This window comes from Imperialibacter roseus, assembly GCF_032999765.1.
GTDB lineage: Bacteria > Bacteroidota > Bacteroidia > Cytophagales > Cyclobacteriaceae > Imperialibacter > Imperialibacter roseus.
In genome coordinates this window covers 2258606-2282316 of record NZ_CP136051.1, presented here as the reverse complement: position 1 = coordinate 2282316, position 23711 = coordinate 2258606, and the positions used below count along the sequence as shown (strand labels likewise).

Annotated in this window: 19 protein-coding genes; 9 read left to right on the top strand and 10 right to left on the bottom strand. The window is 47.5% G+C overall.

The annotated features are described in order from the left end of the window. Positions 1-44: 44 nt before the first annotated feature. The 5 genes from RT717_RS09525 to RT717_RS09505 all read right to left on the bottom strand — a co-directional run bounded on the left by RT717_RS09525 (position 45) and on the right by RT717_RS09505 (position 5190). Positions 45-2501: a leucine-rich repeat domain-containing protein gene (locus RT717_RS09525; RefSeq protein WP_317491505.1), complete on the bottom strand. Its 2457-nt coding sequence runs from the start codon at positions 2499-2501 to the stop codon at positions 45-47. Continuing rightward, positions 2488-3321: a hypothetical protein gene (locus RT717_RS09520; RefSeq protein ID WP_317491504.1), complete on the bottom strand. Its 834-nt coding sequence runs from the start codon at positions 3319-3321 to the stop codon at positions 2488-2490. Before RT717_RS09520 ends, RT717_RS09525 begins: the two co-directional genes overlap by 14 nt. 5 nt (positions 3322-3326) lie before the next feature. After that, positions 3327-3872: a hypothetical protein gene (locus RT717_RS09515; RefSeq protein WP_317492354.1), complete on the bottom strand. Its 546-nt coding sequence runs from the start codon at positions 3870-3872 to the stop codon at positions 3327-3329. A gap of 65 nt (positions 3873-3937) precedes the next feature. Beyond that, entirely contained in the window at positions 3938-4447 is a 510-nt protein-coding gene (locus RT717_RS09510; protein WP_317491503.1) for a nucleoid-structuring protein H-NS, read from the bottom strand. A 173-nt stretch (positions 4448-4620) separates the two neighbouring features. Continuing rightward, positions 4621-5190 carry a hypothetical protein gene (locus tag RT717_RS09505; protein WP_317491502.1) on the bottom strand — a complete coding sequence of 190 codons (570 nt, stop codon included), beginning with the start codon at positions 5188-5190 and terminating at the stop codon, positions 4621-4623. A gap of 255 nt (positions 5191-5445) precedes the next feature. Between RT717_RS09505 and RT717_RS09500 the strand changes: the two genes are divergently transcribed. Continuing rightward, positions 5446-6903, top strand: coding sequence for an alpha-L-fucosidase (locus RT717_RS09500; RefSeq protein ID WP_317491501.1), 1458 nt, complete (start codon positions 5446-5448; stop codon positions 6901-6903). A 74-nt stretch (positions 6904-6977) separates the two neighbouring features. Here RT717_RS09500 and RT717_RS09495 read toward each other — a convergent pair whose 3' ends face one another. Next, positions 6978-7691, bottom strand: a complete 714-nt coding sequence (locus RT717_RS09495) for a GDSL-type esterase/lipase family protein (protein ID WP_317491500.1) — start codon at positions 7689-7691, stop codon at positions 6978-6980. A 183-nt stretch (positions 7692-7874) separates the two neighbouring features. Between RT717_RS09495 and RT717_RS09490 the strand changes: the two genes are divergently transcribed. Then, on the top strand, positions 7875-8654 hold the full coding sequence (locus RT717_RS09490; RefSeq protein ID WP_317491499.1) for a hypothetical protein: 780 nt from the start codon (positions 7875-7877) through the stop codon (positions 8652-8654). Between the two features lie 117 nt (positions 8655-8771). Here RT717_RS09490 and RT717_RS09485 read toward each other — a convergent pair whose 3' ends face one another. The 3 genes from RT717_RS09485 to RT717_RS09475 all read right to left on the bottom strand — a co-directional run bounded on the left by RT717_RS09485 (position 8772) and on the right by RT717_RS09475 (position 12540). After that, positions 8772-9767 (bottom strand): sugar phosphate isomerase/epimerase family protein, encoded by a 996-nt coding sequence (locus RT717_RS09485; protein ID WP_317491498.1) that lies wholly within the window; start codon positions 9765-9767, stop codon positions 8772-8774. A 160-nt stretch (positions 9768-9927) separates the two neighbouring features. After that, entirely contained in the window at positions 9928-11622 is a 1695-nt protein-coding gene (locus RT717_RS09480) for a GMC family oxidoreductase (RefSeq protein ID WP_317491497.1), read from the bottom strand. 90 nt (positions 11623-11712) lie between these two features. Continuing rightward, positions 11713-12540, bottom strand: a complete 828-nt coding sequence (locus RT717_RS09475) for an MBL fold metallo-hydrolase (RefSeq protein ID WP_317491496.1) — start codon at positions 12538-12540, stop codon at positions 11713-11715. Positions 12541-12731: 191 nt separating this feature from the next. Between RT717_RS09475 and RT717_RS09470 the strand changes: the two genes are divergently transcribed. The 7 genes from RT717_RS09470 (at position 12732) to RT717_RS09440 (ending at position 22545) form a co-directional block, all read left to right on the top strand. Continuing rightward, the gene (locus RT717_RS09470) at positions 12732-14840 is read left to right on the top strand and encodes an outer membrane protein assembly factor BamB family protein (protein ID WP_317491495.1); all 2109 of its coding nucleotides are present in this window, start codon (positions 12732-12734) and stop codon (positions 14838-14840) included. 109 nt (positions 14841-14949) lie between these two features. After that, the gene (locus tag RT717_RS09465) at positions 14950-16851 is read left to right on the top strand and encodes a right-handed parallel beta-helix repeat-containing protein (RefSeq protein ID WP_317491494.1); all 1902 of its coding nucleotides are present in this window, start codon (positions 14950-14952) and stop codon (positions 16849-16851) included. 230 nt (positions 16852-17081) lie between these two features. Next, on the top strand, positions 17082-18167 hold the full coding sequence (locus RT717_RS09460) for a sensor histidine kinase (RefSeq protein WP_317491493.1): 1086 nt from the start codon (positions 17082-17084) through the stop codon (positions 18165-18167). After that, positions 18164-18946, top strand: a complete 783-nt coding sequence (locus RT717_RS09455) for a LytR/AlgR family response regulator transcription factor (protein ID WP_317491492.1) — start codon at positions 18164-18166, stop codon at positions 18944-18946. The genes RT717_RS09460 and RT717_RS09455 overlap by 4 nt, the downstream gene beginning before the upstream one ends. A gap of 95 nt (positions 18947-19041) precedes the next feature. Further along, the gene (locus tag RT717_RS09450) at positions 19042-21465 is read left to right on the top strand and encodes an ABC transporter permease (protein ID WP_317491491.1); all 2424 of its coding nucleotides are present in this window, start codon (positions 19042-19044) and stop codon (positions 21463-21465) included. A 244-nt stretch (positions 21466-21709) separates the two neighbouring features. Next, complete coding sequence (locus tag RT717_RS09445; RefSeq protein WP_317491490.1) at positions 21710-21916, top strand: hypothetical protein; 207 nt, start codon at positions 21710-21712, stop codon at positions 21914-21916. 278 nt (positions 21917-22194) lie between these two features. Beyond that, complete coding sequence (locus RT717_RS09440; RefSeq protein ID WP_317491489.1) at positions 22195-22545, top strand: arsenate reductase family protein; 351 nt, start codon at positions 22195-22197, stop codon at positions 22543-22545. Here the strand turns inward: RT717_RS09440 and RT717_RS09435 are convergent. Continuing rightward, positions 22542-23687, bottom strand: a complete 1146-nt coding sequence (locus RT717_RS09435; protein WP_317491488.1) for a carboxypeptidase-like regulatory domain-containing protein — start codon at positions 23685-23687, stop codon at positions 22542-22544. The two genes, RT717_RS09440 and RT717_RS09435, sit on opposite strands and share 4 nt — an antisense overlap. Between the last annotated feature and the right edge of the window lie 24 nt (positions 23688-23711).

The window sequence follows — 23711 nt, the reverse complement described above, 5'->3', positions numbered from 1 at the left end:
CTAAATAAAACAGGTTAACAACGGAAGCCAGTTCCGAAGTTGATTCAATAAAAGGTTACCTTACAATCTGGCTGCAGAGACTTGAAGTCCTCAATTTCCCTTGCCGACACCTTCGTATTAAAGCAGGTAAGGGATTGCAAACCCTTTATGTCTACTAAACGATCTAACCGCCCCACTTTCGTATTAGAAAAATCAATTTCTTTCAGTCTGCCAAACCTTTCAATGCCCTTAAGGTTTTTCAGTTGGGTACCAGCGCAATTGAGCGACTCCAGCTCCCTGAAATATTCTATTTCCCGCAGGTCCGCAACAGCGGTATTGCTCACGTCTAATTTTGTCAGATGAATAAGGCCCTGAATAGGCAGAAGACTGGAAACAGGGTTTTTGGAGACATTTAGTGCTTCAAGGTTGTCGAGCCTCGATAGCTCCGTGAGGGATGACAGACCAATACTGCTTAAATTAAGTGCCTTTATGTCCAGGAAGGCATACAAAGGCGCCAGCGATTTAACAGACGACCCTGCGGCGTCAATACTTGTTTGCGCAATCAATCGGTGCAACTCCATGCTTGTGGGGCTTGGGCTCAACTTTTGATTTTGCCGGAACACCGTTTGCCAATCTACTGATAAGGCCTCCCACCAGGCCATTATTTCTTTAGTTTGAAAAATCACCACCGCCTCAGGGTGTGTACGTATGAAGTTGACCACCGAACCCCTGGAAACAAAGGTGTCGTCCAGGTTTAGGTATTGAAGGCGAGGCAAGCCTTGCAACACCTCCAAATCGTACACTTTGGTGTTGATCAACTCAATCTTTTCAAGGGTAACAATACCTTTTAGCCCTGCAATGTTTTCTATCGGCGTATCATTGGCCTTCAGCACTTTGATGTCGCCCAACCTCGAGAGTGAAATAAGCTCCTCTACCGGGTTTTTACTAATGTCGAGGTAGGTAAGCTTTTTGAATCGCTCCAATGGCAGCAGGTTGGACAGCATCTTGTTTACCAGCACCAATGAATCCATGTTGACCAGCTTTACCAGCTGCTCCTTGGTAGGCTTTTGTCCTTTTGGCACTTGCATCAACGACATCAGTGCAAGGCGCCACTCGCCGGTTAGCCCTGTCCACCAGGCATCCAGCTGTCGGCTGTTCATCACTACCAGCGTCTTTTTCTTTTTACTCATGAAGTCGTCGGCCTGCTTGTCCGAGACAGAGGTATTGTCGCAATAGACCTTTTCCAGAGAAGCTATCCCCAAAAGCGCATCCAGGGATGAAACGGGGCAGTCGTTGACCATTAGGTCTCTGAGGCCACCCAAACCAGATAGCGGACTGAGGTCTGAAATAAATGTACCGTTGGCCTGCAGCACACTCAGTTTGTTTAGTTTTTCCATTCCTTCAAGCGAGGTAATGGCGGTAGAAGAAATATTTAGTTCTTCCAACCTGGTAAGTTTAATGATGGGCTCGGCGGTAGCCAGACTTGTTTGAGAAACATCAAGCCAGCGGAGCTCGCTAAGCAAGCCAATGATGCTAAAGTCAGCTGCGGGAATCCCTTTCAGCAGCAAAACACGCAGGTCGGACAGACCGGCCAGCTCGCTTAAGTCATATACTGGCGTCAAAGAAGCATCCAGCATGTTTAGTTTTTCTGAGTACTTCAAAAAGGTGATGTCCTCCACCTTAGTATTTGAAATGTCAAGGTGCTGAAGATTCGACAAGCTCCTCACCGGACTAAGGTCTGTGATCCGGGTGTTGCTCATTTTCAGGTACACCAGGTCAGGCAGCATTTCCAGCGGATTGATATCTGCCAGGTATCGGTTGTCTGAAATATCGAGACTGTCAATTCTTGCTATCATCTCCAACTGGGCATTGCTTACGCTGTCGGCAGGTATGATGCCTGCTGCTTGCTGTAGCAGCGCCATCCACTCAAATGAAAGTGTATTCCACCAGGCTCTCAGCGCCTTTTCACGGCTTATTTTGGTGGTGTAAATGCTGGCGATTTTCAAGTCGTCCTTCTGGACGTCCAAATTGATCTCAATAAACCTCTTTCGGCTATTGGACACAGCATCGCCTTCAATCCCTGTTCCTTTTATCAATCGATTGGTCTCTACCTTGAAGTACCATTGACCATTGTCTCTTTTGAGTGGCTCTACTTTCAGTATCTCAAATTCGAGGGAAACATGCTTGAAAAAGAAGTCAACGTCTTTGAAGTAGGCCTGCACGTCTTTGTTGATGACTACCTGCCTGTCTGTGAGCAGATCATCTTCAATTTGTACTTTTCCATCCCTGAACACCTTCAGGTAACTTTCAGAAATGATTACCTCCTTGTCTCTGGCGGAAGTTTTCTGATCGCCGACAGTGTTGAGCATAAACTGTAGAAAAGACACCAGGTCTTTGCTCTTTTGCTCGTAAATTTTGAGGTCGTCTTCGTTGAGATTGACAGCTTGAGAAAAAACTCCGGTAATAGAGAACGCCCCAACTAATAAAAATACAATGGCATACCGAAGGCTAGTTCTTCCCATACAAATAGTTCTTGATCGCTTTTTTATTCTCCTCAGAGGTTTTTACAATATTGGAAATCAGCCAGCCTGAGTTATAACCTGACCGATTGAATTGAGACACCTCAAAATACCAGTTGTTGAGCTGAAAGAAATGAAACTTCACCTCTCTGACCGTTTTGAACTTCAAAGTTCCTCTTTTCATCTCGTAAAGAAAAAGCGTGAGATAGCTCGGTGCAAATTCATCTGGTGTATATGACTCTGGGTTTTCACTTTCCTGGAAAGCCTTGCGCAAGTTCATAAAGTCAAGCTCATGGCTCATCGGGTGCAGAAACTTCTTTGTAGCCGTGGTGTCTTTGTGGAAGTATTTTTTGAAGGGCTCAAAGTAGACTTCTTCAATTACCCATTCGTAACCCAGGCGCTGAGGTTGGAGCTTCATAAACAGCGTGACCGGCTGTTCTTTCCCCTGATAGGTAAAGAGGGCATTCACCTCAGCCATCCAATTGCCTGAGTGAAAATCGAGAAACTTCTGCCCGGACTTATCAGTCATCTCCTGGGCAAACTCCTTTTTCAGGGAGGCCGGAATCATCGTATTTTGATTGTCGAAAAGAATCCCAATGTACCTCCTTCGGATGGCCGGGTCATGGAAGTTTTTGTTGCCTTCGTAGTACCGCTCCCCTTTCTCGTCTTCCTCGCCATTAAAGCGGCGGAAAAACTGATTCACCAGCTTCGTAGAGGCATACAGCTTACTTTCGTCCCCCATTTCGTCAATCACCTGAGCGCTGACCTGCCCGGCCGACAAAATGGAGAACGAAAGAAGAAGCGCATAAAACAGCCGCTTCATCCTTATCATGCAGAAGTTTCGGTTACCCGGATATCGCCAAGCATCACATCCCAAAACTCAATGGTGCGACCGGATATTTGGGTTTTCTTTCTTTCTACGTAAATGGTGATGTCCTTTTTGGTAGTGTCCTTGTAGGTCATGCCGTCATCAGAAGTTCCCTCAAAGCGCTGATATACTGTGATCACACCTACATAACGGCCATCGGGCTGGCGCTCCAGGTCACTGATGTAGTGAATATCGTACCACTTAATATTTACCTTGTCGTAGTTGAGGGCCATCAGACGCTCGAAGTACTTTCTTACTTTGTAGTAGTTGATTTCAGTTGAGCTAAGGGAAGACACGCCCATTTCGCTATCAGGGGCAAATAGCTCTTCAGCCCTGTCCATTACCCTTACGGCCTCTGAATAGGCTGTTTTTTTGTCACCAATAATGCTGATGTACTTGCTCAGGTCTTTCACTTTTTCAAGTGCCAGTGAATCAATCGCCTGCTTTCTGCGGGGGCTGATGTCGGCGGTTTGGGCCATGGCTGTGCCCATCATCGCAACAAGCATTACTGAGAACGTATATTTGAATATCTTATGCATGGTTATTTCTTTTTTGGATGGTTATCGTACCTCTACCTTTTTATCAACTCAAGTTCTGTAATCTTTCCTGAGGCATTGGTTTTCATGTCCCGGATATTGTTCAGGTTCTTTTTTTGGTCTTTCAAATAGTTGAGGTATTTCTCCGCTGTGGTAGGCTCATCATAATCGACCTCTCCTGAAGGCGACTCATAAATGATGATAAAAATAGGGACGCCGGGAGATGCAAACAACATCAGCGCTTCGTTGATACTGCTGTTGGCCGAAGCGACCGTTGGCGCAGAAGAAATAGCGGCAAAGTATCCAGATAATTTAGATGATAGCGTAGCCGGAGGGGCAGTCTTTGCCTTGTTGGCATCGTTTTCCATTTCTTTGTTCGCATTGTCATAAGAAAAATCCTTCTCCACCTTTTCCATAGGCTCTTTATTGGATACTTCCCTCATTTTCTTCTTGCTTTTGCAGGAAGAGGCTCCCAATACAATTAATAACACAAGTAGGCCATTTAGGGTACCTGTTTTCATCCACCTGTTTACGTGTTGTAACATGATTTGTCAGTTGTTTAATTTTGCTCAAAAGTTACGGCATAACAACAAGTCATACCAATTGATTTTCATTTTCTATTAAGAGGTTTAATGAAATCATCATACACAAAATGTTTGCCATGATTTCACATAAACGCCTTCTGAGAAAAGAATATTTTTCGAAGAAACCTTAAAGGTTATTTGCTTGTGGCTGGTGCATTGGCGTTGACTTCGTCACGGGCCTTTTCAAGCTTTGTAATGGAGGTGTTCACCTCAGTCAAATGCTTGCTGCTGAACGATCTGCCCTGCTCCTCTTTTCCGCCAGAAGCATAGGCTTTCATCATTTTCTCAAGGTCGGTCAGGTACCTGAGTGATTCGTTGATGTAGTAGAGGTCAAACTTGTCCGTTCCCGCCTGCTTTTCGATAAACTGATAGTCACGATCGGCATCACTGTCCAGGGCCCTGGGTAGTTTCATCCCCGACTTGGTCGACACAATACTCAGGTCGAACAACACATCGCCCATAAGGGAGGCCACGTCGTTGGCTGCCAGATAGGTGGTTCTCAACTTGGAATCCTTTCCGGCGAATACTGAGGCATTTTTGATAAACTGGGTTTTGTTCTGCACTTCAACCAGGTAGTTGGCCATTTCTTCTTTGGTACCTGTAAACTTGTCCTCGTTGTAAGTAATGGCGCCATAGTAGCTATTGCTTTTGCAGCTGACGAAAAGAATGATAATTAATCCAAAAACTAATTTGGTAGAATTCATGATTTGCTGGTTTAATTGATGGTTGAACTTGTTGCACTACACAATCTTAGGTAATTGTGAAAACTACAAAAAATTATAATTTTTAGTGTATTAATACAATTAATAACGGCTCCGGCGGCAAATTGTTGCGCCAAGAGGGTATTGATTCCAATACTATCGTCCCGCTGGTTCAAACATTGGCTGCACAGAATTGCCGAAAACCCTCCGGCTGTTAATGCATAAGTGCCTATATTTCGACATTCAACAATCTGACTTATGATCCGTATATCCTTTCTCAAAACCTCAGTCTTCTTCGTCATCATATTGGCTGCCTGCGAAACCAAACCAGTTGTGCCGCCGATGCCTGTTTTTCCTGTGGCTAGCGAAGAGCAGCTTAAGTGGCATGAACTGGAGCAATATGCCTTTATTCACTTTACAACGAATACTTTTACTGACAAGGAATGGGGATTCGGCGATGAGCCGGAAAGCATATTTAACCCAACGGGGCTGGATGTTAGCCAATGGGTAAAAGTGATCAAAGATGCGGGGCTAAAGGCAGTTATTTTAACTGCCAAGCATCATGACGGCTTTTGTCTTTGGCCCAGTATCTATACTGAACATTCCATCAAAAATAGTCCTTATAAAAATGGTAATGGGGATTTAGTGAAAGAACTTTCAGAAGCATGCAGAAAGGAAGGGCTGCTATTTGGCATCTATCTCTCTCCGTGGGACAGGAATCATCCTGAATATGGACGACCAGACTATGTTACTTACTACAGGAATCAACTGCAAGAAATCTTCACCAACTACGGGCCCATCTTTGAAATGTGGTTTGACGGAGCCAATGGCGGCGATGGATACTACGGTGGAGCCAACGAAAAGCGCCGGATTGATGGAAGAACCTACTACGATTGGCCAACTACGATTGAAATGGTGAGAAAGATGGAGCCAAAGGTGCTGTTCTTTAGCGATGCCGGCCCAAACATCCGCTGGGTGGGCAACGAAAGAGGGCTCGCAGGAGAAACCAACTGGAACACCATCAGCAACGATACTTTATACGCTGGGCAAGCTGGCATTACCGACTTGTTGAATACGGGCCACACTGAAGGGCAACAATGGATTCCAGCCGAAGTAGACGTCAGCATCCGGCCGGGCTGGTTTTACCATGCCAAAGAGGACAGCCTGGTGAAAACACCTGAAAAGCTGTTTGAGATTTACATGACCTCGGTTGGCCGAGGCTCCAATTTGTTGCTCAATATCCCACCTGATCGCCGGGGACTGGTTCATGAAAATGATGTGGCTGCTCTGCAAGGTTGGAAGAAGCTCCTCGAAGAGGCCTTTAGTACTAATCTGGCATTAAATGCCAAAGCTTCAGCGTCAACGGTGAGAGGAGAAGCTGAGATGTACGGAGCCAGTAACCTGACCGACGGAAAAGCTGACACCTACTGGGCAACCGACGATGAGGTGACCACCGGCAGTGTGGAGATTACTTTGCCAGGCACCCCAACCGTTAGTTATGTGACTTTGAAAGAATTCATCAAGCTGGGACAAAGAGTAAAAGCATTTACCGTGGAAGCGAATGTGGATGGGACATGGAAGCAAGTGGCGCAAGGCAGCACTATCGGCTACAAGAGGATATTGAAGCTAGCTGCACCGGTGGAAGCTGAGGCTATTCGGGTGAGTATAACAGAAAGCAAGGCTTGTCCGGTGCTGGCTGAGGTGGAGGTTTATTGATACCTCACCCCTTACAATGCTAAGCATTGCTTTCTCCTCTCCTGTCTGGAGAGGGGAAGAAATCCGAAGGCCTTCTAGGGGTGAGGTAAATACCCCATCTCCCTCAAATGCCTTACCCAAATATCATACCCCTGGCGATTGAGGTGCAGGCCGTCTTTGGTGAGATCCGCCGCTAATCGCTGGCGGTCGTCAAGGAACAGCGGAAATAAGTTAACGTAGGTCACTTTGGTATCCAGCGCCACTTTGTAAAGCAGCTGGTTGGTCATCAACACATGGTACTGTTTGTCGTAGTGCTGCGGAAACCTCGGGTACTCAGGGTTGACCGGCAGAATGCTTTGGATATAGATTTCCGTAGCAGGGGTTTCAGCTTTCAGGCGTTCAACAATCTTCCTGACATTGTCAGCGATGACGGCATTGGGAATATCGTTACCAATATCATTGACGCCGATCAGCAGAAACAGCTTCGATGGCTTGCGCTGAATGATCTCGTCTAGTCTGTTGAGGATGCCGTAGCTGAAGTCGCCGCCGATACCCCGGTTAACGACAGTGGGGTCACCAAGCAGCTCGCCCCAGGGGCCGCCTTCAGTAATGCTGTTGCCGAGGAAGAGTATTTTGCCAGTGCTCATGGGCTCTTTTGAAAACTTCTCCAGCCTCCGCTTGTGATGCTCCATGATAAACGGAATGGTGTCGAACACATTCTGGTGGGTGACACTTTGCTGCGCCGTGGCGGGTAAAGAGGGGGCAAACAGAGATAAAAGCAGAATAGACGGAAGGAGGTGTTTTTTCATGGAGATCTTTTAGAAGAGGGTACGCAATAGTTAGTGCTAAAACTAGTTAAGGGGACTTCAAAAGTAAAGGACAAATATGTCGTGCCCACAGCCTTAGCTGGTGGCATCACCTCACCTGATCCCAAAAGTCTTCGGAGCAAAAAAAGGCACAATACTTGCTTCATTATTCCAAAACCCTGCGCCATGAAGACTTATACTACCCTCCTATTGCTGCTGGTTGGCTCAACTGCCTTTGGTCAGCGCCTTGTACCCATCAATTTTTCCAAAGCTTACCAGGATCCATACTATATGGTGCTGGAAGCCGACAGCATCACAGCGGTGCTGGAGCATGTAGAAACGGAAAATAGATTGGTCGTCTTTGACCTTGAAATAGTCAACAAGAGTGGCCTGCCGCTCAAAGTTGACCCTAAGCTGTTTCATTATTACGCAGGGAGCAGCCCTTTTCCTGAGCTTACCGGTGAGGCCGACAATGTCCATCAGGTATCATTCCCCTACAGCCAGGTGCCCGGTTATCTGAGGAAATCGCTGACCAAGAACGTGGTGGAAGACCATTATGAAACACAGATCAAGCAGCAGCAAACATTGGCCATCATCTTCGGTGTCCTCTCAGTAGGCATGATGGTGGCTGATGTTGCAAGCGACTTGAGAGATTCAAAGAAAGAGTTTTATACCCAAAAGGACTGGAACAAATCGCAAACCAGGGATGTCCTCACGGCCACCACACTGATGACAACGGATGCAGTCATCCGCTCTTCGCAAGAAAGAAACTACTATACAAGAGAAGACCTACACTACCTTGATCAGGAAATCATGCAGCCAATGGCCTTACCCGACACATCAGCATTGAGAGGCAAGGTGTATTTTCCAAAAAATGGTTACTACCGGTACTATCGGGTGGTGGTGCCTGTAGAGGGCTACAACTTTGTGTTTGATTTTAGAAAGGCGAGGGTGAGCGATTATTGAGAAAGAATTGTCAAGAACCTGGCACCGGCGAGCTGGTAAACAGTTCCATATGAAGCACCTAGTGGCACCACCATTGCTACATAGGATCCAAGCGGACGCTTGAACCAGTTGTGCGCATCACGACACCTTCCCTCCCACTTTCTCCAGCAATGCCTTCGTTAGCTTGATGCCGTCCTCTTCCGTCGGGTAGTTTCCTTCTACGCCAAACATTTTCATAACGGCTCCCTCTGCTTCAATGCCCATATAGCCTTTGAAACCGGAGTCTTTGATGATGGTGAGCATTTTAACGAAGTCTGTTTCTGTATCGTTACCCTTGGCATCAAATCCATGCGTTTTGGCACTTACGCCTTTGGCGTAGGGCATCATGGCTTTCACACTTTCGTACTTGTCAAATGTGGCAATGACTTTGGCGTTTTTGAAAGCTTCAATGGTCATTTCTTCCATGCGCTCCCTGCGAACGAAGTTACCGAAGTCAGGCAGCAAGCCTGCATATGGATTGTTTACCTGCTTCATTACCTCCACCAGCCATTTGGCGTCGGTCGAGGGACCAAAATGGTTTTCAATGATGACATTGATGCCCGCCTGCTGGCCGAATTCGACCAAACTACCGTAGCCACCCACACCCGCTTTGGCAATTTCCTCATCGGTGCCTGGCCCGTCCAGGTTCACCCTGATCGCATGGCAGCCAAGCTCTTTGGCAGCTTCCACCCATTTGTAATGATTTTCAACGGCTTGCTTTCGGGTAGCGGCATCAGGATGGCCTAGTTCACCTTCCGAATCTACCATGATGAGCACATTGCGCACGCCAAGGTCGTCGGTGCGGGCTTTTAGTTCTTTCACATACTCCTTGTCGCCGCCCTTCCCGTTCCAAAAAGTAGACACATATTCGATATTGGAGATGCCGTAGGTGTTTTTAGCCAGCGCCGGAAACTCGATATTGGTCAGCTTCTGGCTAAAGAAAGAGCCCGCCAGGGAGAACTGCGCCAGGGAGATATCGAAGAACAGCTTTTTAGCTGGTGCCTCTGCGAAAAGGTCGAATGGCAAGGTGGCAGCGAGGCCCAAACCGGCAGCCCCTGCTCCGGTCTTTTTAAGAAAATCTCTTCGGGTGTTCATAGTATATAAGAGGAATTAATAGCGTTTAATTCATCAGCGTCCCTTTTCCGGGAACACCGATCATAACGGGCCTCCAGTCGGAGTCAATCTAAGCTAGACAATGAGCTACGGATGTCAAAACGTTTTCGTGTCTTTTTAACACAATGACAATGACGGCTCACTATTTCAGCTTACCTGCTTTCATTTCTTCAATAGCATGGTTAGCTGCCCTTGCCGCCAGCGCCATGAAAGTGAGCGATGGATTTTGAGAACCTGTGGATGTCATGGCCGCCCCATCTGTTACGTACACATTTCTGGCTAAGTGTAGCTGATTATGCTTGTTCAACAAAGAAGTTTTAGGGTCACTACCCATACGCACACCACCCATCTCATGAATATCTAATCCGGGGGCTTGTTTGGTATCGTAGGCATTGATGTTGACGCATCCTGCTGCTTCGAGCATTTCTTTGCCTTGCTCAAGAAAGTCCTGCAGCATTTTTTCGTCGTTCTCATCGTAATCGATCGAAGTGACCAACTGAGGTATGCCCCAGGCATCCTTATCAGTGTCGCTCAGCCTTACATGATTGTCGTACTTGGGAATCGTCTCGCCCTGCAGCATCATAAAAACATTCCAGATACCGGGCTTTTGCAGCTTCTCTTTGAGCGCTGCTCCGACCTCTGCTTCTCCTCTGTTCCAACCTGATCGCCCGGCGCTGAAGGCGGTAACGTATCGTCCTTTGAAGGCCGGAAACCTTTCGAGCGTGTTTCGGAACGACGGCATAAAAATGCTGGTTGGTCGGCGGCCATAGTAGTAACCATCTTCAAAGCCATCGTATTGGGCTGAAATATTGCCCCTATAGTTGTGAAAAGCGACATACCTTCCTAATAATCCATTGTCATTGCCAAGGCCGTTGGGAAAACGATTGGATTTTGAGTTGAGCAAAATAAGGTTGGAATTGAGGCAGGCGGCGTTGACAAAAATCACTTTGGCGAAATATTCCGTCACCTCCTTCGTGTTGGCGTCAATCACTCTCACGCCCGTTACTTTGCCTGGTTTATCGTCATAAATGATCGATTCGACAACGGCGTGTGTTCGCATGGTAAGATTCCCGGTTTTGGCTGCCCAGGGTAAGGTAGCGGAATTGGAGCTGAAATAGCCACCAAACGGGCAGCCACGATAGCAGAGATGTCGGGCCTGGCACTGGCCTCTGCCCTGCTCCTTATGGATGTCTTGTGGCTCGGTGAGGTGGGCACACCGCCCCATAATCACCGGCCTATCAGCGTACTTCTCGGTGATTTTTTTCTTTATCTCTTCTTCTACGCAGTTAAATTCAAATGCTTTCTGCACTTCGCTGTCAGGAAAATGCGGGATGCCGTCTCTGTTGCCACTGATGCCAGTAAACTTTTCAACATGAGAATACCAGGGGGCTAGATCTTTGTAGCGGATGGGCCAATCTACCGCATATCCTTCCTTCAAGGGACCCTCAAATTCAAAATCGCTCCACCGCTGCACTTGCCGTGCCCATATCAGCGATTTTCCACCTTCCTGGTAGCCCCGGATCCAATCGAACGGTTTTTCCTGCACATAGGGGTGTTCTTCATCCTTTACAAAAAATTGCTTTGTGGCATCTTCATAGGCATAGCACCTATTAACCACAGGATTTTTCTCCTCGTCTCCCACCGGGAGTCTACCCCGGTAATCGAAGTCCCAGGGGTCTTTCATGGCTGTGGGGTAGTCTTCAATGTGCTTGACCGGCCGCCCTCTTTCCAGTACCAGGGTCTTAGCTCCTTTCTCGCAAAGCTCTTTGGCAGCCCATCCACCGCTGATGCCTGAGCCGATCACGATGGCATCATACTCATTCTGTTGTTTACTCATCGCATCTTTTAGTTAAGTATTCATGAGACCAGAGAGCCTCGACATCCGCCTACCGAGCCACTGGACAGCGGCAAACACAACCTCCAATTCTCACCTGATCAGCTTCTTTTCCCCAATCTCAAAAACATGATACCGATTTTTAAGCTCATCGTCAATCCATATTTTCACTTCTTCAGGGTAGCCTTTGGCCCAAAAACGGTTCTCCTCGCTGACTTTCACCGTGCTATGGTGCTGGGGAAAGATATAATCGGGCTGCAGTGCATTGATGAGGATGGTGGAGCGATCAATATACATATTGTGCTCTGTTGGCGAAAAGAAAAGGACGTCAATGTCTTTGGCGAACAAATGGTCTTCCAGGAGGTAGCTGTCGCCAGGCTGCAAAAACCTTTTCCCGTCAATATTGAGTACATAGCCGCAATCTTGCAGGTTGGCTTCATAATAGATGGCAAAATTTGCATTGCCGTGAATAGCCCGGAGAGGTTCTACCTTTATTCCCTTTACTTCAAAAGGTTCCCGTGGCTTGGCAACTACTATTCGCTGGTCAGGAATACCCAGCTTTTTGGCAACAGCGAGGCAGCTTTCGGGCATCACAAAAATACAGTTCGATTGTTCGAGCAAAACCTTAGATGTGTATTCGTTAAAATGATCACCGTGAGCATGGGTGACAAAGGAAATATCTATCACTGAGGCCATCTCCTCCGGTGTAATCGGTGCTGGCGCCATGCGACTGCCATTTTCCAACCACAAGTCGGTGGTCACCACGAGCCCTCCGGACTTAATGATCCAGCTATTGTGGCCCGCCCACCACACGGCCGTGCCATCGGTGTGGGATTTGATATCGGCTATCATTCGGCCGTTTTGAGCAAAGCCAGAAACAGCAAAGCTCAGCAATAGAAAAAAGGAAAATGTCTTCTTCATAGTTAGATTGGCAACCCTCTAATCTAGGCAATGATCTCTAAACTATCATGCGAAAATTGAAGAGCGGGTCGATGGCCTCATCAATTTTGCCTTCAATAATTCATGATTTCTCTCTACCTTCCATTTTACCGACACCTACACTAGCAAACTACATGAGTCTCCTTACATGTAAAGGTCAGCCTGCAGCTTCAATGCGGGCTCCATTCGTCTTCATTATTCTGGTTTTCCTTTTCGGCTGCCAGTCCGAAAAAATAGAAAATAAGAACTGGCCGGTTTACAAATCGGATGCAGCCAGCAGCAGCTTTTCATCGCTTGATCAAATCAACAGGGAAAATGTAGCTACCCTTGAAGTTGCATGGATTTTCGAACCCAATGACGCCCCGGATGGCGCAAGGGCCGTCAAGTACGAGTGTAATCCAATCATTATTGATGGGGTTATGTACCTCACATCGGCGAGACATGTGGTGTATGCGCTTGAATCGGCTTCGGGCAAAATCATCTGGTCATTCGATCCTTTTGATGGAAAAGGGGGTGCTATCAAAAGAGGCGTGACATACTGGGAAGGGCAGGATGACAAAAGAATACTATTCACTGCCGGAAACCACCTTTTCGCTTTAGACGCAACCAGTGGAAAGCAAATTCCCGGCTTCGGCGACAACGGAAAAGTAAATCTGAATATTGAGAACTTCTCAGGAGAAGAAGCCTGGGTAGTGCCCACTTCACCTGGTATCATCTCCAATGATCTTATCATTCTCGGCTCAGAGGTCTCCGAATCCTATGGCGCCGCTCCGGGTTACATCCGGGCGTATGACGTGCGCAAGGGGAAGCTGGAATGGACTTTCCACACGATTCCCTGGCCGGGAGAAGTTGGGTACGATACGTGGCCGCCGGACGCCTGGAAGAAGGTAGGCGGTGCTAACAATTGGGGCGGTATGAGTCTCGACGAAAAGAGAGGCATTGTTTATGTGCCGCTGGGCTCGCCCGCCTACGACTATTATGGGTCGGATCGGAAGGGGATGAACCTGTTTGGCAATAGCCTTGTGGCTTTGGATGCTGGCACCGGTAAGCTCATCTGGCACTTTCAAACCACCCACCACGACCTGTGGGACTATGATCTACCAGCCCCTCCCAACCTGATCACCGTAACAAAAAACGGCAAGCAAATTGATGCAGTTGCTCAAACAACAAAAACCGGGCTTCTATTTGTTCTTGACAGGGAAACCGGCGAGCCTGTTTTTCCTGTAGAAGAACGGCCTGTACCAGCCAGCAATATTCCCGGAGAGGAAGCCTGGCCCACACAACCATTCCCGACCATACCGTTGCCTTATTCAAAGCAACATCTTTCAGACGATGATTTATCAGGCTTCACCTCTGAATCAAAAAAGGAAGTGCTTGACGCCTTCATGCGTTTCAGATATGAAGGAATTTATACCCCGCCCGATACGAGTGGCACACTGCTGACACCGGGCAGCCGTGGCGGTTCGGAATGGGGCGGTGCCGCCTGGGATCAGGAAACAGGCCTGCTCTACCTCAATGCCAATGAGTCGCCCGAAATTGCCAAAGTAAGCCGGGGCGTAGCCTGGAAAAGCCCGAGAGATCAAAGCATGTACAATGTGGGACGTTCTTTTTACAACACTTACTGCGCCTCTTGTCACGGTACTAACAAACAGGCAACCGATCCCTCTATTCCATCCCTTACCGACGTGGGGAAGCGGCTAAGCAAAAACGATATCCTTAACAGGATTAAAAACGGTAAGGGAAAAATGCCAGCCTTTGGGCAGGTGGCGACAGGCAATGAGGAAGAAATCCTGTCTTACCTGCTGGAGATCAACAGGGACAAGATTTCTCAAAAATCCCAGAACGAGTCTGACACCGGCATGGTTTACCTCAATCTGACGGCTTATGGGTATTTTAGAGACCCGGAAGGACGTCCAGCCATCAAGCCAGCCTGGGGTACATTGAACGCCATCAACCTGAATACAGGAGAGTATGCCTGGCGGGTGCCGCTGGGCAATATTCCCGAACTTCAGCAGCCAGGCGATCCACTAACTGGTATCGAGAATTACGGCGGGCCGGTGGTAACGGCCGGAGGGCTGGTGTTTATAGCAGCTACCGGTGACAAGAAGATCCGAGCGTTTGACAAAGAGACAGGTGACGAAATATGGACGGCAGACTTGCCCGGCAATGGGTACGCCAGTCCGGCGATATACGAGGCAAATGGCAAGCAGTATTTAGCAATTGCCGTCACCGGCAACAGAGACAAGCCGGGCGGTTGGATGGTCGTTTTCGCTTTGCCCTAAAAGAAGCAGAAGCAACAAAGGCTTTTGAGGCAACACCGGCAAACACTGATTAGAGGTGGTTCCTCCTATTTCGGTTTCCTTTCGACATCTATACCCGTACCTTTTTCTTATGAAGACAATCACCCTAACTGCGCTCCTTGCCTCTTTCCTTTTTATCAATTGGCAGCCTGCCTCTGTAGCTGACAAAACCATGGCAGACGAGTTTATCGTCGAACCCTCTACCCTGTTGTGCGCTGGCTTCGAATGGAAAATTTTTGGTGACGACAACCGAAACGCCACGGTATCGGTGGAATACCGAAAAAAGGGAGACACGCAATGGAAGCAAGGGCATCCGTTGCTGAGAATTGGTGATGAAAAGGTGTATGGTCACGACCAGCGTTGGGTGTATACCGTGCCCGATATGTTTGCTGGAAGCATTTTTAACCTGGAGCCCGGCACCAGCTACGAGGGGCGGTTCAGTTTGACCGACCCTGATGGTGTGGAAGGCATTTCTGAGAAATTGGTCACCTTCACAACCAGGAAAGAGCCACAGCCCTATGTTGGTGGGCAAACCTACCATGTCTACCCCATGGGCTACGACGGCCCAAAGGAAAGCCCAGCGTTTACTGGTTTGAATGCTGCCTACTATGGCGAAGGCAACCAGGGCGATTGGTGGATGGTGCCAGAGCCAAGGGTGCAGCCGGGAGATGTTATTTTGGTTCACGCTGGTCTTTACAAAGGAGATAGAAGAAAATATGCGCATGAGCTGGCACTTGATTTTCACGGCGCTTACGTGCTGACACAAAAAGGCACACCGGAAAAACCTATCACCATTAAGGCAGCTGGCGACGGTGAGGTTATTTTCGATGGAGATGGGGCCTACAGGCTTTTCGATGTAATGGCCGCCGACTACCATTACTTCGAAGGACTGACTATCAGGAATACAGAGGTGGCGTTTTATGCCGGACTAAAAAGAGTGATGGGTGCCAGCGGACTGACCGTGACGCACTGTAAAATGGAAGACATTGGCATGGCTGTGATGACGCACAGTGCCGATTCCAAAAATTTTTATATCGCTGACAACACCCTCATTGGCCGTCATGAGCCCGACACACTTATCGGCTGGTATGGCTTCGAAAAACCTGCCCCGCTTACCTCCTACGTGGCCATCAAGGTTTATGGTCAGGGGCACGTGGTGTGCCACAACAGCATTTCGTTTTTCCACGATGGTGTCAGCGTTGATACGCATGGACTGCCAGAAGAAGGCAAGCCCAAGTGTGCGTCGATCGACTTTTACAGAAACGATATCTTCAACATGGCCGACGACTTTATTGAAGCTGATGGCGGCGTGCACAATATCCGGGTATTTGAAAACCGGGGCTTTAATTCCTACCACGCCTCTCTGAGTGCTCAGCCCATGTTTGGTGGCCCTGTGTACTTTATCCGCAATATTTGCTATAACACCCCGGGCACGGCGCTGAAGTACATGATCCGCCCGGCTGGTATTTACACCTACAACAACACGTTCATTACCGAGGCGGCCATCAGCGTATTTTCCAATGGCCACTTCCGCAACAATATTTTTATGGGGCCTTCCGACAGTCGTCAGGCGCTAAGTGCTACAACCCTCACCACCTACTCCACAATGGACTTTAATGGCTACCGGAAAAAAAGCAATTCCGAAAAACCATACCGACTCCGTTACCCTACCAACAATGCTCAAAACCAGGCAGATGAGAAAGAACTTACCTGGGTGGAAGCTACTACCTTAAAAGAATTGAGCAAACTCACGGGCTTTGAGACTCATGGCGTAGAACTGGATTTCGATGTCTTCGAAAATGTAACTGTACCTGACAAAAGAGGGCATATCTACGCAGTGGAAGGGGTTGACTTTTCCCTGAGAAAAGGCAGTAAGGCGATAGATGCAGGTGTAGCCATTCCCAATATCACAGATGGGTTTGCGGGCAAGGCCCCCGATTTGGGGGCTTTAGAGACGGGAGTGGCTATGCCGGTTTATGGGCCGAGGAATTGAGAGGTCTGGGCTTTGCGCAGAGCAAGGCCATTTAAGGACGTTTTGTAAGAACTCCTTCAAGGGTTCACTTTCTTATAGTCGCACCTGATATGACCTTCTATTGTGCTTACTACAACAAACTCTTTAAGGGTTGTAAGTGAAAGCGTTTACCCCGGGGTTTTGTAGACCAGATAGTTCCGAAACCCAACAATTGACTAATTTCGCCGTTTGGAAATCCTGGGATTCAACCAATGGCACCAAACGAACCTTTTACCAGCAGGCAATTCGCTCCCTACAACACCCTGGTGCTGTCAGGGCTTTTTGGCTTTGTCTGGGCCAGAGAGGCATGGACTACTGGGTTAATCGCCGACAATATCCTTTTTTGGCCTGGCGGCTACTTCCTTTCCCTTTGGATACTTAGCCCCTTTGCACAGTATTTCTTCAAATCGCTGGAAACAAATGGGCGGCGGGCTTTCATCAAACAACATTTGGCAATAAGCGCAGGCTTTGGGATGCTGCATTTTATCCTAACAGGGTTGGTCATCATTTTATTGGAACGCTTTTTTAAACTGCCCGAGCACTATAATTTTTATCAGCCAGGCAGCTATATCCGGCAATCGTGGCCCTATTTGTTTGATGGGATGCTCTGGTATTGGGGTTATATCTTCGTGTTTTTGTACTTACAAACCAGAGAGCGACTAGCCGTTGAAAAGCAAAAATCGGAAGCTATTCAAAAAGAGCTGGCTGCGTCTGACCTTAGCGTATTGCGAACAGAGCTCAACCCACACTTTCTTTTCAATGCTATGAACAGCATTGCCATGAAGGTGAGGCTCAAAGAGAACAAACTGGCCGTAGCCATGATCGCATCGCTTAATGATCTTCTGCGGTCGGTGCTGTCAAGGAAACGAGAAAAAACGGTGCCCCTTTCGGAGGAAATTGAGCTGCTGAACAAATACCTGATGATTGAAAAGGTGAGGTTTGGCGACCAGGTAGAAGTAACACAAGATTTCAACGAAGACTTACTCCCGGCCAGCGTGCCACAAATGATTTTACAACCACTGGTTGAAAATGCCTTCAAACATGGGGTGAAAGACAGCCTGCGGCAGCAAAAGATCAGCATCACAGGAACAAAAGAGAACGGCTCCCTGGTGCTCACTGTCTTCAACACTACTGAAGAAGTGCGACGATTCGATACCGCTAACGGATCGGAAGGTATAGGCCTGCCAAATATTATACACCGACTAAGGCGTCACTATGGTACCGACTTTAGCTTCCAAAGCATGACCACAGGCGCTGGCATTGCGTTCAGAATTACTTTACCTTTTCGGTCGATATGAAGATTAAGTGTCTGGTGATTGACGATGAGGAAACAGCCCGCCGAGGATTGGCCGTACTGCTGGAAGACTACGAAGAGGTAGATCTTATAGGACGTTGTGCTAATGGAGTGGAGGCCATCGACCAGATAAGGGCCCTGAAACCAGACCTGATCTTTCTGGATGTGCAGATGCCGGGCATCAATGGCTTTGAAGTATTGGCGAGCCTTCCGAAGCCCTGGCCGCAAGTCGTTTTCATCACGGCCCACGATCAATTTGCGCTGAAGGCATTTGAGGTCAATGCGGTCGACTATCTATTGAAACCCTTCAGTGACGAAAGATTCGACCAGGCGCTACACCGGGCGAAAGCGAAAATAAAGGCCCAGGAATTAGAAAACAGAGCAGTTAAAAACCTGATAGATCAAACTAAAGCCAGCTTGAAAGGGACGTCGTCACTTGTTCAAAATGATGGTGATCAGCAAAGGTTGGTGATCAAGGTAGACGGCAGCATTCATTTGCTGGAACTTGCCGACATCCGGTATGTGGAAGCATTTGACTACTATGTGAAAATCCATGTGGCAGCTCGCTTCTTCCTGCTAAGGGAAACCATGAAAAAAATGGAAGAGCGCCTGCCCGACAGTGGCTTTACACGAATACACAAGTCATACATTGTTAACCACGCTTCTGTTAAGGCGCTGCACAAGCAGGAGAACAATGAATATGAAATAGAATTAGTAGATGGTGCCCAGCTTAAGGTGAGCCGAAACTTCAAGGCACACTTGCTGGAAAGGCTGGGTGCGTAGCCTGTTCCTGCATTCCCCCTACCTCTTGCTGCAAGCTTCAGTCGTGGAATGCCAGCATTCGTTATTTTTGGTGTAACAACTCAAAATACTAGCTCATGCTTCGCAACCACCTCATCTTTGCCCTCAGGCTATTTCTGAAAGACAGCGTTTACTCCGTGCTCAACATCCTCGGGCTGGCGCTTGGTATCACCGTAGGCATCATTCTCCTGCTCTTCCTCCAGGGAGAGCTCACTTACGACCAGCATTTTGCCAAACACAAGCAGATTTATCGCTTTACCAACCACCTGAAAGCTGATGGCGCAGATTTCAATACAGCCAATACGCCCAGGGAGCTGGCACCCATCCTCAAAGCCGATCTCCCCGAAGTGCTGGAGTATGTGCGTTTTCTGGGATATGGCGAGTCGATGGTAGAGTACAAAACGCAGGATGGTGTGCTTAAGCAATTCTACGAGGATAAGATCTGGAGGGCGGACAGCAACATGTTTTCTATGTTTGATCATACTTTTTTTGAAGGTGATCCAAAGTCATGCCTGGAAGGCCCTGGCAAGGTCGTCATTACAAAGACCATCGCTCAAAAATATTTTGGAGACGAGGAGGCGGTTGGCAAACTGTTGATTTTTCCAGAAGGAGACACTCGCAAAGTTACTGCTGTCATTTCTGATCTTCCGGACAATACCCACCTCAAGTACGAAATCCTTTTGTCGCACATCGCCCCCCGAGATTGGATTGAAGAAGGCGATGCCACCCGAAAATCGGAAGGTTTCTGGAACCCTAATGGGTACACCTACCTTCTAATGCCCGTTGACTATGACCCCAACACATTCTACGACAAATTCCCGCCCATATTTGACAAAACCTTTGGGCTTTTTGCCAAACGCATCAATGGAACTGTTACACCAAAATTACAGCCCATTGCTGATATTCATTTCAACTCTGACCTTTCCGGCGATGAGCCGGTAGGTAATATCAACTATGTTTACACATTTGCCATAGTAGGCATTTTTATCATCATTTTGGCCTGCATCAACTATATGAACATGGCCACAGCCCGCTCCGTGGTGAGGACAGGTGAAATGGGCATTCGTAAAGTGCTCGGATTCTCAAAAGCAGAACTGTTCCGTAATGTGATGCTGGAAGCCATCCTGATAGCCTTCATCGCCATGTTGATAGCAATTGTGCTTTCGTATGTCGTGCTGGAGCTTACCCCGTTCAATTCATGGATTGATAAGAACCTGTCACTCAACTTTCTCAGCAATCCATTCCTTACCATCGGCATGTTTACCATCACACTGCTGGTGGGTGTGCTTTCCGGAATCTACCCTGCCCTGTACATCCCCTCTGTGCCAGTGGTGCAGGCTTTAAAAGGCACCTTCACAGGTGACAAATCGGGCACTCTCCTAAGAAAAGGCCTCATCGTCTTCCAGTTTGTGATTTCGCTTTTTGTTATCATTTGCACCGTGCTCATGGACAAACAAATCGAGTACATGCAACACAAGGAGCTCGGCTTTGCGAAAGACAACGTGTTAGTGATCGAAGTCAAAGACACCGTTACGGCCAACCACATGGATGCGATAAGAACTGAGCTTAGGAAAAATCCTAACATATTGAGTGCTGCCACAGGCTACGGCACACCCGGTATGGGTTTCGGCGGGCAGGTTTTGTGGGTCGAAAGAGATACCGCTATGGCACAGCAAAGTATGACCATGATTTGGTCGGGGCCGGACTACATTGAAACCATGGGCATAGAACTAGTAGACGGACGTGATTTTAATCCAGATTCTGAGGCAGAGTATGTTATGAAGTTCATCGTCAACGAAACCGGTGCCAGAGAATTGGGATGGGGAGATAATGCGGTGGGCAAAAAAGTGAAGTACTTTCATGGCGAAACCTTTGGTGAGGTTATTGGTGTCGTGAAAGACTTTAATTTCGAGTCGCTGCACAACAAAATTGAACCCTTGTTCATTGTGCTGGATGAAAGTGATGGCGGCCGCATTCATATACGCATCAAAGGAGAAGATATGAAAGCAACAATTGCCGATATTGAGGAGATTTGGACTGGCTTTGATCCCAATCATCCTTTTGAATATACTTTTCTCGATCAAGAATTTGCCAAACAATACCGGGCCGACCAAATTCAACTGAAACTCATTTCAACGTTGTCCTACATCTGTATTATTGTATCAATTCTGGGCCTTATCGGTTTATCGGCTTTCACCGCAAGCCGCAAAGCCAAAGAAATCAGCATAAGAAAAGTGCTGGGGGCCAGCTCGGCCACCATAGTGTTGCTATTTTCAAAAGATTATGTCAAGCTGATACTCATCGCTTTTGTGATCTCGGTACCACTGGCTAACTACATCATCGTGGAATGGACGTCCAAGTTTGCCTACCAGATGTCTATTCAGTGGTTCTACTTTGTGCTACCGGGGGTACTGGTACTTACACTTGGGCTTCTGACTGTTGGAGCCCAATCATTGCGGTCGGCAAGGGCTAATCCGGTAGAGGGTTTAAGGAGAGAGTAGCAGGCTACGAGCTCCATTTTGGTGTATTTATGTCTTCACATCCTGCTGCTGGAAAGGTCGGCATCTGAGGCTAAGACAGAATAAGGAACACATGTGTAGTCAGTCAATCGGCTAACAACGATGACCAGATTTAGCGGTTGATTCGTGATGAAACAAACTGAGGCGACAGAAACAGGAATCCTCTGCATCTAAACTATTTTTGGTTCCCAGGCGTTGTGTATTGTATAATATAAACCGTAAAACTATGGACATAGCAACGAAAGCGAAGGAAGAAATTGAGAGCAGGCTGAAAAGTATTGAGCATTTCATTGAAGAAAAGGGGCTTGGCTCTTCCTACCTAACAAAAGCAAGACGTACCCAGCGCAACGTTAATCTCGCCATTGCTGTGGGTACCCTTATCACAGCGGCTGGCATTAGCATCTGGCTGTTCAGTAACTCTCGCAAAGATTAACTCCCTTGTCTGCAACGACCAGGTTTGTTGACTTAGTCGATTGTCCTTACAAATTTTTTGGTCTTCATAAATCTTACCCGCTGGATACACTCAGTGGATCAAGAAGTTATAACGTTCACCAATAAGAATTTTAAGCAGTTTTCGATTTGCCTGGCTCCATTCCCAAGTGAAGTGTCTTCAGCAGGAAATCAAATCGCTTGCCTCACGGGGTATAGATGATTAGTTGCAAATGCCGTCCATCAAGGGTCTAATTGCACAAATTTTCTTTTCTTTGCCCTATGAAGAAAGTGTATCACCTCTCCACCTGTTCCACTTGCCAGCGCATTATCAAAGAGCTCGGCATCGGCAAAGAGTTTATCTATCAGGACATCAAAAAGGAGGCTATTACCCCCGAACAAATCGACGAAATGAAAGCGATGGCAGGGTCTTATGAGGCCTTGTTTTCGAGAGTGGCCATGAAATACAAAGCCCTTGGGTTAAAGGACAAACAATTGAGCGATCAGGACTACAGAAATTATATTCTTGAGGAGTATACCTTTCTAAAACGTCCAGTCTTTGTCATTGATGGAAAAATATTCATTGGGAACTCGCCAAAGAACGTGGCGGCGGTAAAAGAAGCCATTTCCTAAGGGTTATTGCTGGCGGGGTCATAATCGTTGGGCAGCATCATGGCCACCCAACCCTGGCTCATGGCGCCTGAAACCAGCAGCTGGTCGGGCTTTTGGTTAAGGCCGGTTTTAGTCACATCTACGTAGCCTTCCTTCACCTCCAGCCACGACACCTCCGCCAGTGTGTCGTTGTAAATCGTGTTTTTTGGCACCCCCTGCTCCCTTTTGTAATGCACCTCTACTTTGCCGCTGAGCAATATTCTGTAAAGCCCTGCCCGGTAAGAGGCTCCCACCAGGTTTTCCAGTGGGTAGTCAATCAGGATTTCTTTTTTTGTTTTTGCAAGATCGGGGTGCCGCACAATGGGCCCTTCCCTTGGGAACTTCTCCTGAAGCAAGGCAAAGCCTTCCTGCTGCAATTGTCCCTTTTGAATATACTCATAAAGTATAGCCAAAAAGAGATGCCTTGTCGACCCTTTAAAAGCGATGACTCTATTCTTGATCCACTGGCTCTTTTGCTTCTCATCTGCGGGAGTCATTTCTTCAAACCTGGTTTCCCCAGTAAAAAAGAAATTTGTCGAATTGGCCTTGAAAAGCCGCAAATGATAAAATACCTTGTAGCCCAATGCGTGGTTTTCGATTTCCACTGGCCGACTAGCCGTTGCCACCAGCCCGTTGTCCTTGTCTTCTGCAAACTCAAGCACCCAGGGATTCAATATTTTGCAGCCCTTAGAAAATTCTGTCTCACCAAGAAACACTTTGGTGAATTTAGATAGATTTCTTTCCCACTTCTTGTCTTTTTTCGAAGTAACCTCAATGGTGCTCAGCTCTTCCAAAGCCGGTTCAAGCGATATGGCTGTGCTAAGGTTGAAGCTTTCAGTGAAATCAAAATTGAATGTTTGGTGCTTGTAGCCGACAAATGAAACCACCAACTGAACCGCACCAAAAGGTATTCGCTCGATCAGAAACGAGCCATCCAGCGCAGTGGTGGAGCCCATGGTGGTGCTACTGATAAAAACATTAGCAAATGGCAATGGTTCCTCTGTGCCAGCATCTATCACCCGACCCGACAGCGACCCAGTTTGACCCAGGACAGCTAAAGAGCACACAAGAAAAAACAGGGCAAAAAGAATTCGTTTTGATAATAATGTAGAGATCAGTTGCATACAAATACTACTTTTGTGTGTTTT